Source organism: Streptomyces sp. NPDC058289, assembly GCF_042880975.1.
Lineage (GTDB): Bacteria > Actinomycetota > Actinomycetes > Streptomycetales > Streptomycetaceae > Streptomyces > Streptomyces stoeckheimensis.
This window is the reverse complement of record NZ_JBHVYI010000054.1, coordinates 1-16,082: the sequence shown is the minus strand read 5'-3', so window position 1 is coordinate 16,082 and position 16,082 is coordinate 1. Positions and strand designations below refer to the sequence as shown.

Sequence of the window (16,082 nt, the reverse complement as noted above, 5' to 3'; positions counted from 1 at the left end):
TTCCCCTTATGCTTGGCGCATGAAGACGATCGGGTTGATCGGCGGTATGAGCTGGGAGTCGACGGCGGAGTACTACCGGATCCTCAACGAGCGGACCCGCGAACGCCTCGGCGGACTCCACTCCTCCCGCTGCGTGCTCTACTCCGTGGACTTCGCGGAGATCGAGCGGTTGCAGGTCCAGGGCCGCTGGGAGGAAGCCGGCGAGGTACTGGCCGATGCCGCCCGGTCGCTGGAAGCGGCGGGCGCCGAGCTCCTGCTGATCTGCACCAACACCATGCACAAGGTAGCGGACTCGGTCGAGGCGGCCGTTTCCGTCCCGCTCCTGCACCTCGCGGACACCACGGCCGCCGCCGTCCGGGGCGCCGGGCTGCGCCGGGTGGGGCTCCTGGGCACCGCGTTCACGATGGAACAGGACTTCTACCGGGGCCGCCTGGCCGCGGGCGGGCTCGACGTGCTCGTCCCGGGTCCCGAGGGACGTGCACTCGTCCACCGGGTGATCTACGAGGAACTCTGCCTCGGTGTCGTCCGCGAGGAATCGCGTGCCGCGTACCGCCGGGTCGTCGAGGACCTCGTCGCCGGGGGCGCCGAGGGAGTCGTCCTGGGGTGCACGGAGATCGAGCTCCTCATCGGTCCCGCGGACAGCCCCGTACCGCTCTTCCCCACCGCCCGCCTGCACGCCGAGGCGGCGGTGGACGCGGCCCTGGCCCCCTGACGCCCGTCAGGCGGGGTCGAAGACGTCCTCGCGTGCGTCGTCGAGGATGAACCCGTTGTCGAAGCGCACCCGGACGGTGACCCGGAGCGGCTCCGCACGGTAGGCGGCCCACGCGGGCTCCAGGCCGGCGACCTTCTCTTCCAGCTGCTTCTTGCTCTCCGCCGGCATGCCCGCGCCGTAGGCGTCGAGGAGCGACTTGAGCCTCTCGTACTCGCGGGACTCCTCGGTCTGCCGGTCGTGCTCGACCACCCGCACCACGGTGCCCTCGGTGCCCGCCGCCAGGGACAGCGAACCGGCGACGGCCCCCGCCGAACCCGAAGGGCCCTCCGTCATCGCGACCCAGTCGGTCAGCCGGATGTCGGCCGCCAGACTCACCCGTCGGCCTTCGTTCAGCGTCATCGTTTCTTCAACTCTCCGCTCGGTACGTGCCGTGCCATTATCCGTCCCGGTCTTCTCGGCCCTGCCCGCCGGCAGGGCATTGTACGAATGATCTTGGGCGGGCAGCATGATCCGTCGACGGGGCACCCCGGTCGACGGAGGTGCGCGGCGACCGCCTCTAACCGGGTGCGGGAGCGGCGATGCGGTAGCCCACGCCGGGGGTCGTCGTGATGATCTGCGGGCCGCCCAGCTTGCGGCGCAGGCGGCCCACGGTGACCGCGACCGTATTCGTGAACGGGTCGGCGTTCTCGTCCCACACCTGTTCGAGCAGGTCCTCGGCGCTCAGGAAACCCGGACTGGCCCGGAGCAGGGCCTCCAGGACGGCGAACTCCTTGACGGAGAGCTCGAGGCGGGTGCCGTCCCGCAGGGCGGTGCGGTGCACCGGGTCGAGTTCGATTCCGGCGGCGCGCAGGGTGCGGGGCCGGGCCGCGGGCCTGCGACGGGCCAGGGAGCGGATGCGCAGGGTCAGTTCCGGGAAGTGGAAGGGTTTGGCGAGGTAGTCGTCGGCGCCGAGGGTGAGGCCGCTGACCCGGTCGCCGGGCGATCCGGCCGCGGTCAGCATCAGCACCATCGCGCGGTCGTCCCGCTCCGTGATCATCCGGCAGAGCGTGTCGCCGTGGATGCCGGGCAGGTCCCGGTCGAGGACCACGACGTCGTACGCGTTGACGTCGAGCTTGGCGGCGGCGGCCAGCCCGTCGTACGCGAGGTCGACGGCCATTCCCTGGTCGCGCAGTCCTTCGGCGACGACCTCCGCGAGCGAGCGCGCGTCCTCGACGACCAGGATCCTCACGGCGTCCCCCCGATCAGGAGGTCCGCGTCGTTCGGGGCGTCCGCCGACGGCATCGCGGCCGTCACCTTCAGTCCGCCTTCCGGCCGGACGCGGAGGTCGAGGCGGCCACCGTGCGCGGAGACGATGGCGGCGACGATCGACAGCCCCAGTCCGGAACTCTCCTGCGATCCGGTCCGGTCGGTGCCGAGCCGCTCGAACGGCTGCGTCAGCCGGTCCACCTCCTCCTGGTCGAGCACGCTCCCGCCGGTTTCGACGACGAGGCGGGCCCAGGAGGTGTCGTCCGCGCCGGCGCCGTATGTGCCGGTGCCGTATGTGCCTGTGTCGCCGGTGCTGTCCTCGGTCGTGTCGTCCTCGGTGGCGATCCGGATCCAGCCGCCCCGCTGGTTGTGCACGATGGCGTTGTCGATCAGGTTCTGCACCAGCCGCGAGAGCAGCGCCGGGCTGCCCCTCGTCCACGCCTGCGGCGTCAGCCCGTCCTCGACGGTCAGGTTCTTCTCCGCGACGGCAGCGGCCCTGGCGGCCAGCGCCTCCCCCGCCAGCTCGGCGAGCGATACGGGAACCCGGTCGGGGAGGACGCCGTGCTGGGCCCGGGCGAGCACGAGGAACCCTTCCAACAGGCGGTCCACCCGGTCGAGTTCGGTACGCACCCGGCCGGCCAGCGCGACGGTCTGCGCCGCGGGCTGCGGTTTGGCCACGGCCACGTCGAGCGAAGCCCGGATCGTCGTCAGCGGAGTGCGCAGCTCGTGCGAGGCGTTGGCCACGAAGCGCCGTTGCGCGGCGAACGAGGCCTCCAGGCGCGCCAGGAGGCCGTCCACCGTGTCCGCGAGCTCCTTGACCTCGTCGTCGGGCCCGGCCACGGCGAGCCGCTGGTCCAGGGTGTCCGCGGAGATCCGCCGCGTGGCCGCGGTGATCAGGCGCAGCGGGCGCAGGACGTGTCCGGCGAGGATCCGGCCGAGCAGGAGCGAGACGGCGGCCATCACCACGATCGCGATCAGCGACCCGAACAGGAGCTGCCTGGACTGCTGGGCGTGGACGTCCGCGAGCTGGCGTTCGAGGTCGAGGACGTGCTGTGCGACGCCCGTGGCCGGCCCGCCCGGCGGCGGCTGTCCGGGCGCGGACAGGGTCATGTCCGAGCGGGAGAACAGGTAGATCAGGGCGATCAGCCCGATCCCGGAGAGCAGGAACACCGTGGCGTAGAGAATCGTGAACCGGCGTCCGACGGTCCTGTTCCGCAGTCTGGCCATGGCTACTCTCCCCGTCCCGTCCGATGGCGTCCAGCATGCCCCTCGGCACCTAACAGCGTCATGACCGCGACGGTTCGGACCCCGTTACGGGCGGCTGCGTAGAACCGAAGCATGCTCACACACAAGGAACTCCTCCGGCAGGAGTGGACCCGCTTCCTGCGTCCGGCCCGGCTGATCGCCCTGGTCACGGCGGCCCTGATGGTCCTCGCCCTCGGGCTGCTCTATGCGTTCGGCAACCACGCGTCCTGCTCCGGCCCGTGCCCGACCGATCCCACCGGTCCGGACGACACCGCGGTCAGCGACCAGTTCGCCTTCATGCACCGGGACCTGTCGCGCGAGGGTGGCATCACGGTCCGGATGACGTCGATGACGGGCACCATCACCTATCCGCCGCCCCACCACGACCGGATCGTCCCGGGCCTGGTGCCCTGGGCGAAGGCCGGGATCATCGTCAAGGACGGGGTCCGCCAGGGGTCCTCGTACGCGGCCTTGATGGTCACGGGCGACCACGGCGTGCGGATGCAGTACGACTACGGTCAGGACATCGCCGGGAGCTCCGTCAACGGCGGCTCCGTCTCGGAGCAGGCGCCGGTGTGGCTGCGGCTGACCCGGGCGGGCGACACCGTCACGGGCTACGAGTCCTCCGACGGCGAGCGGTGGGCGAAGGTGGCCGAGGTGAAGCTCGCCGGGCTGTCCGACACCGCGCAGGTCGGCATGTTCGCCACCTCGCCGGGCGACCTGACGCTGCGTCCGGTCGGCCTCGGCGGGGTCACGGAGCAGGTGCGCTTCACCCAGGCCGCCGGTTCCTTCGATCGCATCGGCCTGCAGGGCGCTGCCGCGGGCGGGAGCTGGCGGTCCGGGACGGTCGGCGAGATGAACGCCACCGATTGGGAGAAGTACCACCAGGCGTCCGGAGCGGTGGAGCAGGACGGCACTTTCACCGTCACCGGCACCGGTGACATCGCGCCGGCGGCGACCTCGGGGGGCCGCCCCGTGGAGGGGATGCTGACCGGCCTGAGCCTCGCCCTGCTCATCGTGCTCGTGGTGGCGGTGCGGTTCGCCGGCGGCGGGTCCGGCGGCCGGGAGGTGGAGGGCGGCGCGCCGCTCACCCGTGCGGTGTTCGGGGCGAGGGCCGTCGTCGTGGGATCCGTGACCTTCGTGACCGGGTTGCTCGCCGTGGGCCTCGTGGTTCCGGTCGGCGTCGCGGTCCTGAAGTCCAACGGGGTCCCCGTCGTGGGGCTGTCCGCACTCACCGGAGCGCGGGTGGTCCTCGGCGTCTCCGCGGCGCTCGCCCTCGCGGCCGTGCTCGCCCTGGCCCTGGGCGCGGTGCTCCGGCGCCGCTGGCTCGCGGTGCTCGTCGCCGTCTCGGCGGTCGTGGTCCCGTACGCCGTGAGCACCGTCCCCCTGCTGAGCGACGAACTCGCGCAGTGGCTGCTCCGGGTGACTCCGGCGGCCGGCTTCGCCGTCCAGCAGACCTTGGTGGAGTACCCGCAGGTCACCGCCCACTACGCGCCTTCCGCCGGGTACTTCCCGCTGCCCTGGTGGGCCGGGGTCGCGGTGCTGTGCGCGTACACGGCGGCCGCCGTGGCCGTGGCCCTGCGCCGGCTTCCGCAGAGCGGTGAGCGGGTCGGCGCCCCGGCCGACGCCCTCGTGGGCGAGCCGGCATAGGGCGTCGCGGAGGCGCGTGACCGATGGCGGCGCGGGAGCGGTGGGCTCCTGCGCCGCCTTCGTCGTGCGTGCCGGCCGCGCCGGCCACTGCCTACCGGCGGACGTTCCAGTCGACGGTGGAGCGCAGCGTGCGGGCGATCTCCGGGTCGCGGACCGAGGGGGTCCGGTCCTTGGCGGTGACCGACAGGGTGTGGGTGCGGAGGTCGGGGAGCCGCAGCTCGGCGACCCTCACCTCGGTGCGGCCCGCCAGTCGCTTGACCTCCCGGCCGTCGAGGTACCAGCGCACCTCGAGCTGGCGGCCGTCACTGCCGGTGAGGCGGGGTACGGCCGCCTTCGCGGTGTGCCGCGTCCGCAGGGTGCGGTCCGTCGGGGTGAGCGGGGTGACGGTCCTGGCGTGCTGGTGGAATCCGGCGATCATCGCCTCGACCCCGGGCAGGTTGAAGGGTTTGCCCAGGACCCGCATCAGCGAGTTGTCGGTGGGCCGGTGGAGCCCGGTGACGAAGTAGCCGCCGCCCTCGTAGGCGCCGACGGTGCCGCCGTCCGGGGAGGTCTCGCCCAGCCAGCGGTGCCACTTGGCCCGCCGGGCGGCCATCTGGTCGGCGGACAGCTTGGAGGTGTTGGACTCGGCGGGCTCGGGCCCGGTGTACTTCTCGTAGTCCGGGACACCGGGGTAGAAGTACTCGTCGGCGAGTTTGCCGAGCGAGTGGCCCGTCTCGTGGATGGCGACCTGGCCGGACTTGGCGTTGTCCGCCGAGGCGGTGGAGATGCCCTCGTAGCCGAGGGTGGCGCTGGGCTCGTTGTAGCCGGCGCCGCCGTACTTGGCACTGTTGGCCAGGACGATGACCAGGTCGGCCTCGGGCGCCTTGGCCACGTAGGAGTCCACCTTGGGCTGGTCTATGCACAGGAGCCGCTCGATCTCCTCGCACCAGAAGTACGCGCCGAGGGCCGTGTCGCGGACGGTCGCCCGGTCGGGGTCGCCGGAGACGCCCGACTCCCGGGAGACGGCGTCGACCGTCCAGACGTTGAAGAGGTTCCGGTACGTGGCGTACGGCTCCACGGCCGTCACCTCGGCCCATTTGGCCTGGGCGTCGGTGTGGAACTTCGCCAGCTCGGCCGCCGTGTAGCCGTCGCCGATGACGACCACGTCCAACCGGTCGGCGGTGGGGCCGTTGTCGACGAGCTTGACCACCTCGCCGTCCGCCTCGCGCTCCGCTTCGGAGAGCCGGGCGCCCGTCCCAGCCGGCCGGTCGGCCCGTGCGGGCACGCGGACGTGACCCGATCCGGCGTCATCACCCTGCTCCGGACCCGGAATCTCCACCACCAGCCGGGGCGCGACGGGGGTGTCGGCCGCGCGGACGGGACCGGCGGCCAGCAGCGCGGCGGTCGCGCATGCCGCCGCGACGGCTGCCCGCAGGACCACCCGGGTGGCGGCCGGGCGTCTGACGTGGTGCATGAAGTCCTCCTGTGATGACGGGAGTTAAGTCAAAATGTAAATGCATTGAACCGGTTGCTTAAATTAGGCGGCGCACGACGGGTGCGCAATGCCCTGCCGCCCCTGAATACTGGGCAGTTCGAGCAACCAGGGGGATCCCATGGACGAACCGGCCGAGATCGGCCGCAGGGTTCAGCGCATGCGCATCGAACTCGGCCTCACACAGCGCAAGTTGGCGGAGCCCGCCTACACCCCGGCCTATGTCTCCACGCTGGAGTCGGGCAAGGTGCGCCCCTCTGAGGCCGCACTGCGCTATCTGGCCGGGCGGCTGGGCACCTCCTACGAGGAACTGGCCACGGGACGCCCCGCCGGGCTGGCCACCGAGCTGCGCCTGGCTCTCACCGACGCGCAGCAGACCCTGGCCTCCGGCGCCGCGGGCGAGGCCGCCGTCCACTACCGGCGGCTGCTCGCCGAAGCGGAGGACCTGGGGCTCACCGACGAACGGGTCGGGGCGCTGCTCGGACTCGGCGACTGCGCCCTGGAGGCGGGCGAACTCCCCGCAGCCATCGGCCACTTCGAGGCGGCCGAACGACTCCTGGCCGACGAGCCGCTCCCCCGCCGCGCCCGCCCGATCCGCGGCCGCGCCGTGGCGCACCTGCTCGCCGGGGAACTGCGCTACGCCTGCTACCTGCTCGAATCCACCATCGACGAGCTGGGGGCGACCGGGCTGGCCGACCCGGAGGCGCTGGTCCTGCTCTACGCCGCGGTCATCGGGCCGTACATCGACATGGGCGCCCACGCCCGGGCCGCCCACGCCGCCGAACTCGCCCTCGCGCTGGCCCCCCGGGTCACCGACCCGGCCCTGGTGGCGGGCATGCACCGGCAGGTCGCGCGGACGTTCCTGACCGAGGGGCGCGTGGCCGATGCCGACGCCTCCCTGGCCAAGGCCCAGGCGATCTACGGACAGCTACAGCTGCGCACCGATCTGGCGCACTGCCACTGGATGCGCGGCTACGTCCACGCCCAGAACGGGGACCTGGCCTCCGCCGAGCGGGAACTGCGCACGGCCCGGGACATGCTCTCGGCCGGGCGGGCGGCCCTGTACACCGCGCAGGTGGAGGTCGAGCTGGCCGACGTACTGCGCCGGCTCGGCCGGTACGAGGAGGCCGCCGCGCTGCTCGCGGCGCTGCTGGCCCTCGGCGACAGCCACGGCGCGGTCCACGCGGGCGGGGCGCACCGGCTCCTCGGCCTCATGGCGGAGGAGCGGGGCGCGTACGACTCCGCCGAGGAGCACTACGTACAGGCCCTGGCGCTGCTGGAGCGCAGCGGGGCGACGGGTGACCTCGCGGACCTGTGCCGGCTCCTGGGCGATCTGCTGCGCCGGGCCGGCCGCACCGAGGCGGCGCTGGACGCCTACCGCACGGGCCTGGGCCACCGTGCGGCTCCGGGCACGACCACCCTGGGCCCGGCACCCGCGGCGCCGGCGTTCCCACCGCACCCGCACCATCCGGCGTCGCGGTAGTCGGCCTCCCGGTAGGCGGCGATAGCGGGCTAGAGGTCGATCCAGTAGCGCCGCTTGCGGCCGATCAGGGTCTCGCGGACGTCCTCCAGCACGCCGCCGTTGCCCTCGATCGTGCGGATCGAGGCCCGGTTCCCGGGGTCGCAGGTGAGCAGCACCCGGTCGATCCCCAGCAGCCGGGCCTCGTGCTTGACCTCGCCCAGGGCCCAGGTGGCCAGGCCACGGCGGCGGGCCGAGGGGCGCACGCTGTAGCCGATGTGGCCTCCCGCATCGAGCAGGAACCCGTTCAGGTAGTGCCGCAGGTCGATGGCGCCCAGGTACTCGTCCCCCTCGGCGATCCACCAGTACGTGGCGTGCACGCGGCCGTCCGGGAGCGGCACCGCGCGGTCCCCGTACCTCCGCAGCCGCTCCGTCCAGGCGGCGAAGCCCTCCGGGCTGTCCACGTCGTCGTCGGAGCCGAGCCCGGCGCCGTCCATGTGCGCGTCGGACCCCCATTCCTCCTGCGCGGCGACCCAGGAGGCGTACAGACGGGGGGTGGGTGTGATCAGCTCGGGCATGAACGGACGATAACAGTCCGCGAAAACCGCCCGGGGCCGGCCCTGGGGCGTACGGGCCGTCCGGCATGCCGGACGGTCGCGGAGGGCCAAGACTGGAGGGGCGGGGCCGTGCTCCCACCGGGTGCGGGCCCCTGCGGGAGAGGGGCGCGCATGAGTGCGGACGCGGGACGGGTCGCCGTCCTCGGTGACTGCCCCCTGCTGCGCCACGGCGTGGCCCGCGTCCTCGAAGCGGCCGACGGTCCGGCCTTCGCGCTCGGCGCGGGATCGGTCGACGAAGTGACCGCCGCACTGGAGCGCGGGGACGCGCTGGCCGGGGACGTCCTGCTCGTCGACCTCCGGCTGTCGCCCGGATGCCTGGCGGAGGTGGTGGCACGGCTGGCCGGACTCGGCTTCGCCGTCCTGGTGCTCTCCTCCGGCCCGCCGGACGAAGCCCGGGCGGCGCTGCGCGCCGGAGCCCGCGGCTGTCTGAGCAGGCGGGCCGGCGAGCGCGAACTGCTGGCCGCGATCCGGCTGATCGCCGGCGGCTGCTCCTACGTTTCCGCCGACATCGCCGTGGGGACGGTCCCGGACGCGGCACCCCCCTGCCACGTCACGGACCGCGAGCGGCAGGTCCTGGAGCTGGTCGCCCACGGGGAGACCGACCACGGCATCGCCGTGCGGCTGGGCATCAGCGAGCACACCGTGCACTCCCACCTGGACCGGCTCCGCGACAAGATCGGCTCACGGCGCCGGGCCGACCTGACCCGCTTCGCCCTCACCCACGACCTCATCACCGCGTCCTCGTGACCGGCAGGACGCAAAAGCGGGGGAGACCGGGGAGGCGGGGTACCGCGGTACAGGGGTACAGGGGTACAGGGGTACAGGGGTAACCCTGCCCCGTCCGACATGGGCTCTTCTGCCCTGTGCCCGTCCCGAGATCCACCGGACACTGAAGGCGACAGCCCTCGTGTGCCCTGATCCGGGAGGCGCTTTGCGATGAGTGGCATCTTCGGCGACACCCTCACCTTCACCCAGGAGGAGGGCGGTGACGTCCGGCTCGTCGCCTTCGGCGACGACAAGTACGCACGGTACGAGACGCTCGACGGCTACTCGGTCGTCTACGACGACGCCCGGGGCCTCTACTGCTTCGCCGAGCCCGACGGCGGCGGCGCCGGACGCCGGTTCCTCTCCAGCGGCACGCCGATCTCCCGACCGGCGCCCGAGGGGTTGCCCCGGCACCTGCGGGAAGGGCAGGTCTACCGGCGGGACGTGGTGAAGGAGCGGCTGATGGAGACGGTCCCGGAGGAGGACCGGGCCACCACCGACCCGGACACCCTCCTGACCTTCGGCCCCAACAAGGGTCTGCTCCCCGGCTTCGTCCTCAGCGAGGGCGACGTCCAGGGCCTGACGATCCTCGTCGACTTCCCGGACAAGCCCACGGAGGTCACCGTCGACGAGGTCTCCGCCCTGCTGAACAGCCCGAATTTCACGGAGAACGGAAACAGCTGCTCGGTCAAGGAGTTCTTCCGCACCATGTCGACGGGCCGGCTCCGCTTCACCAACACCGTGGTCGGCCCGCTCCGTTTGAGCCTGCCCCGCCTCGCCTACGGGCTCAAGGCGAACCGGGGACGGCTCGTGCCGGAGGCGCTGCAGGCGGCCGTCGACGCCGGTGTGGACTTCAGCCGGTTCGACTCGCTCGGGCGGGGCGTCGTCGACTCCCTCTGCATCATGTACGCGGGCCGGACGGAGTTCAGGGAGGACCTCTGGCCGCACAACTCCCGTTTCCCCGCGCAGATCGGCAGCGTGCGGACGGACCTGTACACCGTCACGAGCATCGGTGACACGGCCTCCGACCTGAGCATCGGCACCTTCTGCCACGAGAGCGGTCACCTGCTGTGCCGCTGGCCCGACCTCTACGACTACGGAACGGCCGAGCGCGAGGGCGACGACTTCTCCAGCGCCGGACTGGGCACGTACTGCACGATGGCCGCGGGCAACAACCTCGGCGACGGGTTCCTCCCGTCCGCGGTCTGCGTCTACCTCCGACGCCTCGTGAACTGGACGCACGACGTCGACATCTCCCTGCCCGGCGTCCACGAGGCCCGGCAGGGCGAGTACGACGAGGCCTTGATCTACCAGAACCCGCAGCGGCACGACATCGAGTACTACCTCGTCGAGAACCGCACCCGTACCGGCTTCGACTCCCGCCTCACCTCCAGCGGGCTCGCCGTCTACCACTGCGACATCAAGGGGTCGAACGAGTTCCAGAACGGCACGCCGGTGGGCCACTACCAGTGCGCGCTCCTCCAGGCCGACGGCCACCTGGACCTGGAGACCAACCGGAACCAGGGCGACGGCGCGGACCTGTTCGGGCCCACGCTCGGCACCGCCGTCTCGCACAGCAGCCGCCCCGCGTCCCTGTGGTGGGACGGCACCGAGTCCGGGCTGACCATCTCGGGCATCTCCGCGCCGGGCCCGGTCCTCACCTTCCTGACGGGCGAGCAGGGTGTGGCGGGCACGCTGGTCACGGGCGCCTCGGCGCCCGGCGCCGTGATTCCCGAGGACGACGCCGGCGGTCTGACCGACGTGATCACCCTTCAGGGCCAGGGCACGGTCCGGGACCTGACGGTGACGATCGACATCGAGCATCCCCGCATCGGTGATCTGCGCGTGGTCCTGATGGCGCCGAGCGGGCGCCGGGCCGTGATCCACAACCGCACGGGCGGAAACGCCAAGAACCTGCGGGTGACCCTGGATTCGCAGCCGCCCTCCCTGCTCGCCCCGCTGATCGGCGACGCCGTGCCCGGGGGCTGGAAGCTCAAGATCACCGACGCGGTCGCCTCGAAGTCCGGGGTACTGCACGAATGGTCCCTCGCCGTCCGGACGGGCACCTGAGGGAGGACGGGCACATGGGTCGGGTGAGGGGGCCGGGGCTCCCTCACCTTTTAACCAATGGGCATCGATTATATTTGGGTCATGACCGAAATGCCCCGCGATGTGGATGCCCAGCGCCTCCACCACGCCCTGGCCGTACCGTCGCGTCGCCGTCTGATGTCCCTGCTGCGGGATGCGGACGGCCTGCTGGGCGTGGATGACATGGCTGCCGCCACGGGGCTTTCGGTCGCCACCGTCCGCCATCATCTGGCCGCCTTGGCCGAGGCGGACCTGGTCACGGCCACCGCCTCGGCCGGACCGGGCCGAGGCCGTCCCCGACTGCGGTACGCAGCCACCCGGCCCGACCTCCGGGAGGAGCCGGCGGACACCCCCTTCCGGGAGCTGGCCCAGGCCCTGGCCGAGGCGGTCGGAGGCGGCCCCGGCGCTTCCCGCGAGGCCGGCCTCGACTGGGGGCGCCGGCTGGCCGGGAGCGGGCCCGCGGCGGAGCGGGTGTTCGCCACTGCCGCCCGGATGGGCTTCGCACCCCGGGACGGAGCGGGACCCGACCCCGATACCCGTCGGGTCCTGCTGCACGCGTGCCCGTACCGGGAGCTGGCCCGCTCCCGGCCCGAGGTCGTGTGCGCCGTCCATCAAGGCGTCCTGGACGGCCTGCTGGAGTCCAGCGGAACCACGGTGCGGCTGCTGCCCTTCATCGGCCCGGACCTGTGCGCGGCGGACCTCCGCCCGGCCTGACCCGCAGGTCAGTCGCGGGGACGGTTGCGGCGGCGGTACTCGTCCGTCGGGACGCCGCCCACGCCCCAGTCCTCCAGGGCGACCTCGTCGATGAGGACGAACGTGGTGGCCGGGTCCTTGTCGAGGACCTTGACCAACAGGTCGGTGATGCCTGCGATGAGCTCGGCCTTCTGCGACGCGGTGGCGCCTTCACGGGTGATCTTGACGTTGACGTACGGCACGGGGATTCCTCTTGTCGCGGCGGTGACGGGTACGTGCGGATGCCCGGTGAGGGCAGGGGGCGTCAGATGCGACGGCCGGTGACGTGGCCGCCGTCCACCCGCAGGGCGTGGCCGGTCACGAACCCGGCTCCCGCGAGGTAGAGCACGGCGTCGGAGATCTCGGCGACCTCGCCGACCCGGTCCTGCAGGGCGAGGCCGCCGTAGGAGTCCACGTCGGCGCCCGCATGCAGAGGGGTGCGGATGATGCCCGCCGCGACCAGGTTGACGCTGATCCCGTCGGCGGCGAGCTCCGCCGCGAGGCTCGTCGTCAGCGCGTGCACACCACCCTTGCTGACCACGGGCGCGGAGGCCGGGAAGCCCGCCAGCGCGTGGTCCACCAGCACGGTGCCGATGTTGACGATGCTGCCGCCCTCGCCCTGGGCGCGCAGCGCCCGTACGAACGCCTGCGTGGTGAGGTAGGTGCCCTTGAGGTTCCCCGTCAAATAGCCGTCGAGCTCGTCCTCCGTCACGTCCGTGAAGGGCTTCGGCGCGAAGGTGCCGGCGTTGTTGACCAAGACGTCGATCCGCCCGAAGCGCTCCAGCGCCGTGCGGACGAGCGCCTCGCCGGTCTCCCGGGCGGCGATGCTGCCCGCGACGCAGGCGGTGCGCTCCGGATGCCCGAGGCCGGCGGCGGCCTTGGCGAGACGGTCGGGGTCGCGGCCGTTGAGGACCACGTTCGCACCGGCCGCCAGGAATGCACGGGCGATGTCGAGGCCCATGCCGCTGGAGGAACCGGTGACGAGGGCGGTCGTGCTGCTGGTGACGCCGGCCGCGGTGGTGCTGGTGACGCTCATGGAAGGTGTCCCTTTCGTGGGCGGCGACCGGGGAGTTCCGGTGGCCGACACCAGAAACCTAGGAGCCCCCGATCCATAACACCACGACGGAATATGGAGCATGTGATAATCCAGCGTTATGGATGTGGACCTGCGCGACCTGGAACTCCTCGAGGCCACGGCCGAGGCCGGCTCACTGACCGCCGCCGCCGAGCTCCTCTACGTCAGCCAACCGGCGCTGAGCCAGCGGCTCACGCGCCTGGAGGCCCGTCTCGGCATGCCGCTCTTCGACCGGAAGGGCCGCCGCCTGATCCCGAACGCCGCAGGCCGCCGGCTCCTGGTCGCCGCCCGCCACGTCCTCGGCGAACTCGAATCGGCCTCGCGCGACCTGCGGGAGCTCCGCGACGGGCGGGACCGGCGCGTGCGGTTCGCCGCGCAGTGCAGCACCACCTTCCCGTGGCTGCCGCCGGTCCTGCGCGCCTTCCGGGCGCGCGAGCCGGACATCGAGGTCCGGATCGAGACCGTTGCCGACGACGCCCCGATCCCGGCCCTGCTCGCCGACCTGGTCGACGTGGCCCTGGTGACCAAACCGGACCTGCAGATGGACCGGGTGTCCCTGACCCGGCTGTTCGAAGACGAGATGGTGGCGGTGGTGCCCGCCGGGCACCCGTGGGCGTCCCGCACGCACGTGACCGCCCGCGACTTCGACGGCAAGGACCTGGTCCTCTACGACTTCTACGACCAGAAGCGCATCCCGTCGATGCCCCTGCCGATCCCCGCCGGGGCACGGCCCGCCCGCATCACCACGATGCCGGTGGTGACCGACCTGGTGATCGAGATGGTGGCGGGCGGCCAGGGCCTGACCGTCCTGCCCAACTGGGTGGCTTCTCCCTACGCGGCCTCGCACGATCTGGCGCTGGTCCGCATGGGTGCGAAGCCGCTGACCCGCACGTGGTTCGTCGCCACCCGAACCGGCGCCCGCCCGCCCCACCTGGAGGCGTTCGTCGAGGAACTCGTCGGCCGCCTCGAAGCTCCACGCGTGGACTGAGGGGGATCGGCCGGCCGGGGCACCGGATCGGCATGGGGATGGGTCTCCTCTCGACTGGGGGATGAAGGCGTACGGGGAGGATGAACACAAGCTCTGAACCAGTGGGAGCGCTCCCACTGTGCAGACGGGACTCAGCGCCGTCAAGGTCCGTGAAGAGTCGAAGCCTCTCCCATAGAAATTTCCTCAACTCCTCTGTTGCTTGACGCCAGTTGCCGCTACGGTCTGGCCCCAACCAGTGGGAGCGAATCCGTCAGTCGGCGCGCCGTCAGAAGCGTGCCCTCGCTGCAAGGACTCGCTCATGCGACACCCCCCACGCACGTCCGCGCTGCTCACGACGGCAGCGCTCGCGATGGTGAGCTGTGCGCTCGCCGTCACGGGTACGGCCGCAGGAGCAGCGGCCTCACCCTCGTGCACGGTGACGTACTCGGTCGTCGGCCAATGGGCCGGCGGATTCCAGGGTGCGGTCACCGTCACCAACAACAGCTCCGCGCTGAACGGCTGGAGCCTCGGCTTCGGCTTCCCGGCCGGTCAGACCCTCAGTCAGGGCTGGGGCGCCAAGTGGTCCCAGACCGGGTCGGCCGTCACCGCCGTGAACGAGAGCTGGAACGCCGCGCTCGGCACCGGCGCGAGCGTGACGACCGGCTTCATCGCCTCGTGGTCGGGCGCCAACACGGCGCCGGGCGCGTTCACGCTCAACGGAGCCGCCTGCACCACCGACTCCGGGCCCGGACCCACACCCACACCCACCCCCACCCCAACGTCCACGCCCACGCCCACTCCCACGGGCCCGACACCCACACCCACACCCACCGAACCGACCTCCGGTGCGCCCGAACTGAGCGTCACCGGCAACCGCCTCACCGACCGGAACGGTGCCACCCGACGCCTCCTCGGCGTCAACCGCTCCGGGGGCGAGTTCATGTGCGTCCAGGGCCACGGCATCTTCGACGGTCCCGTCGACGACGCCTCGGTGCGCGCGATCGCCGACTGGAAGGCCAACACGGTCCGCATCCCCCTCAACGAGGAGTGCTGGCTCGGCCTCGACAACATCAAGCCCGAGTACCGGGGCGCGAACTACGCCGACGCCGTCAAGGGACTGGTCGACCGGGTCCTCGCGCACGGCATGACCCCGGTCGTCGAACTGCACTGGACGTACGGCCAGTACACCGGCAACTCCTCCGGGTGCGCCGACGTCCACGCCTCCTGCCAGAAGCCGATGCCGGACGCCCAGTACACCCCTGCGTTCTGGACCTCGGTGGCGAACACCTTCAAGAACGACCGGCGGGTCGTCTTCGACCTGTTCAACGAGCCCTATCCGGACCGGGCCACCCCCACCACCGCCCAGGCATGGACCTGCTGGCGCGACGGCGGCACGTGTCCGGGCATCGGCTACGAGGTCGCCGGCATGCAGGACCTCGTGGACGCCGTCCGCGCGACCGGCGCCCGCAATCTCCTACTCGTCCCCGGCATCGCCTACTCCAACGACCTGAGCCAGTGGCTCAGCCACTCCCCCACCGATCCGACGGGCAATCTGGCCGCGGCCTGGCACGTCTACAACTTCAACACCTGTTCCAGCGAAGCATGTTGGGACTCCACCCTCGCCCCGGTCGCCGCCCGGGTCCCCCTCGTGGCGGGCGAGATCGGCGAGAACACCTGCGCACACGCGTTCATCGACCGCGTCATGAAGTGGTTCGACGACCGCTCCCTCTCGTACCTCGGCTGGACCTGGAACACCTGGAACTGCAGCTCCGGTCCGGCCCTGATCACCTCGTACGACGGAACCCCCACCGCATTCGGCACCGGGCTGCGCGACCACCTGCGCACCCTGAACTGAAAGGCTGTCCAGAACAATGAGCCGCACAGCACTCGGCACGACTCCCCGCACCACGTCCCGTACGACCAGGCGCACCGCCCTGTTGGCGGCCCTCAGTCTCGTCAGCGCCGCCGGCGCGACCGCCACCGTGTTCGGCACCTCCGCCGGCGCCGCCGCCGCGGGCTGCAAGGTCGAGTACCAGATCACGAACCAGTGGAACAC

At 71.9% G+C, this 16,082-nt stretch carries 16 protein-coding genes; 9 read left to right on the top strand and 7 right to left on the bottom strand.

What is annotated here, in order from left to right:
- Positions 1 to 19: 19 nt before the first annotated feature.
- Positions 20 to 712 carry an aspartate/glutamate racemase family protein gene (locus tag ACFVX6_RS25605; RefSeq protein WP_389695159.1) on the top strand — a complete coding sequence of 231 codons (693 nt, stop codon included), beginning with the start codon at positions 20 to 22 and terminating at the stop codon, positions 710 to 712.
- Between the two features lie 6 nt (positions 713 to 718).
- On the opposite strand, the gene ACFVX6_RS25600 is transcribed toward ACFVX6_RS25605, so the two are convergent.
- The 3 genes from ACFVX6_RS25600 to ACFVX6_RS25590 all read right to left on the bottom strand — a co-directional run bounded on the left by ACFVX6_RS25600 (position 719) and on the right by ACFVX6_RS25590 (position 3,184).
- Positions 719 to 1,111, bottom strand: a complete 393-nt coding sequence (locus ACFVX6_RS25600) for a hypothetical protein (RefSeq protein ID WP_389695157.1) — start codon at positions 1,109 to 1,111, stop codon at positions 719 to 721.
- A gap of 157 nt (positions 1,112 to 1,268) precedes the next feature.
- Positions 1,269 to 1,940, bottom strand: a complete 672-nt coding sequence (locus ACFVX6_RS25595; protein ID WP_389695155.1) for a response regulator transcription factor — start codon at positions 1,938 to 1,940, stop codon at positions 1,269 to 1,271.
- Positions 1,937 to 3,184, bottom strand: a complete 1,248-nt coding sequence (locus ACFVX6_RS25590) for a sensor histidine kinase (RefSeq protein WP_389695153.1) — start codon at positions 3,182 to 3,184, stop codon at positions 1,937 to 1,939. The genes ACFVX6_RS25595 and ACFVX6_RS25590 overlap by 4 nt, the downstream gene beginning before the upstream one ends.
- Positions 3,185 to 3,295: 111 nt before the next feature.
- Between ACFVX6_RS25590 and ACFVX6_RS25585 the strand changes: the two genes are divergently transcribed.
- A complete protein-coding gene (locus ACFVX6_RS25585; RefSeq protein WP_389695151.1) occupies positions 3,296 to 4,852 on the top strand; it encodes a hypothetical protein in 1,557 nt (518 codons plus the stop codon).
- A 91-nt stretch (positions 4,853 to 4,943) separates the two neighbouring features.
- On the opposite strand, the gene ACFVX6_RS25580 is transcribed toward ACFVX6_RS25585, so the two are convergent.
- Positions 4,944 to 6,305, bottom strand: a complete 1,362-nt coding sequence (locus tag ACFVX6_RS25580; RefSeq protein WP_389695149.1) for a M64 family metallopeptidase — start codon at positions 6,303 to 6,305, stop codon at positions 4,944 to 4,946.
- A gap of 139 nt (positions 6,306 to 6,444) precedes the next feature.
- Here ACFVX6_RS25580 and ACFVX6_RS25575 point away from each other — a divergent pair, with 139 nt between their 5' ends.
- A complete protein-coding gene (locus tag ACFVX6_RS25575; protein ID WP_389695147.1) occupies positions 6,445 to 7,806 on the top strand; it encodes a tetratricopeptide repeat protein in 1,362 nt (453 codons plus the stop codon).
- A 29-nt stretch (positions 7,807 to 7,835) separates the two neighbouring features.
- On the opposite strand, the gene ACFVX6_RS25570 is transcribed toward ACFVX6_RS25575, so the two are convergent.
- Positions 7,836 to 8,360 (bottom strand): GNAT family N-acetyltransferase, encoded by a 525-nt coding sequence (locus ACFVX6_RS25570; RefSeq protein WP_389695145.1) that lies wholly within the window; start codon positions 8,358 to 8,360, stop codon positions 7,836 to 7,838.
- A 150-nt stretch (positions 8,361 to 8,510) separates the two neighbouring features.
- Here ACFVX6_RS25570 and ACFVX6_RS25565 point away from each other — a divergent pair, with 150 nt between their 5' ends.
- From ACFVX6_RS25565 to ACFVX6_RS25555, 3 genes are all read left to right on the top strand, one after another.
- Positions 8,511 to 9,146, top strand: coding sequence for a response regulator transcription factor (locus tag ACFVX6_RS25565; RefSeq protein WP_389695143.1), 636 nt, complete (start codon positions 8,511 to 8,513; stop codon positions 9,144 to 9,146).
- Positions 9,147 to 9,335: 189 nt separating this feature from the next.
- On the top strand, positions 9,336 to 11,234 hold the full coding sequence (locus ACFVX6_RS25560; RefSeq protein ID WP_389695141.1) for a M6 family metalloprotease domain-containing protein: 1,899 nt from the start codon (positions 9,336 to 9,338) through the stop codon (positions 11,232 to 11,234).
- A gap of 81 nt (positions 11,235 to 11,315) precedes the next feature.
- Entirely contained in the window at positions 11,316 to 11,966 is a 651-nt protein-coding gene (locus ACFVX6_RS25555) for a helix-turn-helix transcriptional regulator (protein WP_389695139.1), read from the top strand.
- Positions 11,967 to 11,974: 8 nt separating this feature from the next.
- On the opposite strand, the gene ACFVX6_RS25550 is transcribed toward ACFVX6_RS25555, so the two are convergent.
- Both ACFVX6_RS25550 and ACFVX6_RS25545 read right to left on the bottom strand, forming a co-directional pair.
- The gene (locus ACFVX6_RS25550; protein ID WP_385378144.1) at positions 11,975 to 12,187 is read right to left on the bottom strand and encodes a 4-oxalocrotonate tautomerase family protein; all 213 of its coding nucleotides are present in this window, start codon (positions 12,185 to 12,187) and stop codon (positions 11,975 to 11,977) included.
- Between the two features lie 62 nt (positions 12,188 to 12,249).
- Positions 12,250 to 13,020 carry an SDR family NAD(P)-dependent oxidoreductase gene (locus ACFVX6_RS25545; RefSeq protein ID WP_389695136.1) on the bottom strand — a complete coding sequence of 257 codons (771 nt, stop codon included), beginning with the start codon at positions 13,018 to 13,020 and terminating at the stop codon, positions 12,250 to 12,252.
- 118 nt (positions 13,021 to 13,138) lie between these two features.
- Between ACFVX6_RS25545 and ACFVX6_RS25540 the strand changes: the two genes are divergently transcribed.
- The 3 genes from ACFVX6_RS25540 to ACFVX6_RS25530 all read left to right on the top strand — a co-directional run.
- The gene (locus ACFVX6_RS25540) at positions 13,139 to 14,047 is read left to right on the top strand and encodes a LysR family transcriptional regulator (protein WP_389695134.1); all 909 of its coding nucleotides are present in this window, start codon (positions 13,139 to 13,141) and stop codon (positions 14,045 to 14,047) included.
- 298 nt (positions 14,048 to 14,345) lie between these two features.
- Positions 14,346 to 15,881: a cellulase family glycosylhydrolase gene (locus tag ACFVX6_RS25535; RefSeq protein WP_389695132.1), complete on the top strand. Its 1,536-nt coding sequence runs from the start codon at positions 14,346 to 14,348 to the stop codon at positions 15,879 to 15,881.
- 16 nt (positions 15,882 to 15,897) lie between these two features.
- A partial coding sequence (locus ACFVX6_RS25530) for a hypothetical protein (RefSeq protein ID WP_389695130.1) occupies positions 15,898 to 16,082 on the top strand: 185 nt, incomplete at its 3' end.

Bases quoted from the DNA above. Each gene is read 5' to 3' on its own strand.
- ACFVX6_RS25545 (WP_389695136.1), bottom strand. From the start codon at position 13,020: ATGAGCGTCACCAGCACCACCGCGGCCGGCGTCACCAGCAGCACGACC.
- ACFVX6_RS25555 (WP_389695139.1), top strand. From the start codon at position 11,316: ATGACCGAAATGCCCCGCGATGTGGATGCCCAGCGCCTCCACCACGCC.
- ACFVX6_RS25535 (WP_389695132.1), top strand. From the start codon at position 14,346: ATGCGACACCCCCCACGCACGTCCGCGCTGCTCACGACGGCAGCGCTC.
- ACFVX6_RS25560 (WP_389695141.1), top strand. From the start codon at position 9,336: ATGAGTGGCATCTTCGGCGACACCCTCACCTTCACCCAGGAGGAGGGC.
- ACFVX6_RS25600 (WP_389695157.1), bottom strand. From the start codon at position 1,111: ATGACGCTGAACGAAGGCCGACGGGTGAGTCTGGCGGCCGACATCCGG.
- ACFVX6_RS25570 (WP_389695145.1), bottom strand. From the start codon at position 8,360: ATGCCCGAGCTGATCACACCCACCCCCCGTCTGTACGCCTCCTGGGTC.
- ACFVX6_RS25590 (WP_389695153.1), bottom strand. From the start codon at position 3,184: ATGGCCAGACTGCGGAACAGGACCGTCGGACGCCGGTTCACGATTCTC.
- ACFVX6_RS25565 (WP_389695143.1), top strand. From the start codon at position 8,511: ATGAGTGCGGACGCGGGACGGGTCGCCGTCCTCGGTGACTGCCCCCTG.
- ACFVX6_RS25605 (WP_389695159.1), top strand. From the start codon at position 20: ATGAAGACGATCGGGTTGATCGGCGGTATGAGCTGGGAGTCGACGGCG.
- ACFVX6_RS25585 (WP_389695151.1), top strand. From the start codon at position 3,296: ATGCTCACACACAAGGAACTCCTCCGGCAGGAGTGGACCCGCTTCCTG.
- ACFVX6_RS25540 (WP_389695134.1), top strand. From the start codon at position 13,139: ATGGATGTGGACCTGCGCGACCTGGAACTCCTCGAGGCCACGGCCGAG.
- ACFVX6_RS25575 (WP_389695147.1), top strand. From the start codon at position 6,445: ATGGACGAACCGGCCGAGATCGGCCGCAGGGTTCAGCGCATGCGCATC.
- ACFVX6_RS25580 (WP_389695149.1), bottom strand. From the start codon at position 6,305: ATGCACCACGTCAGACGCCCGGCCGCCACCCGGGTGGTCCTGCGGGCA.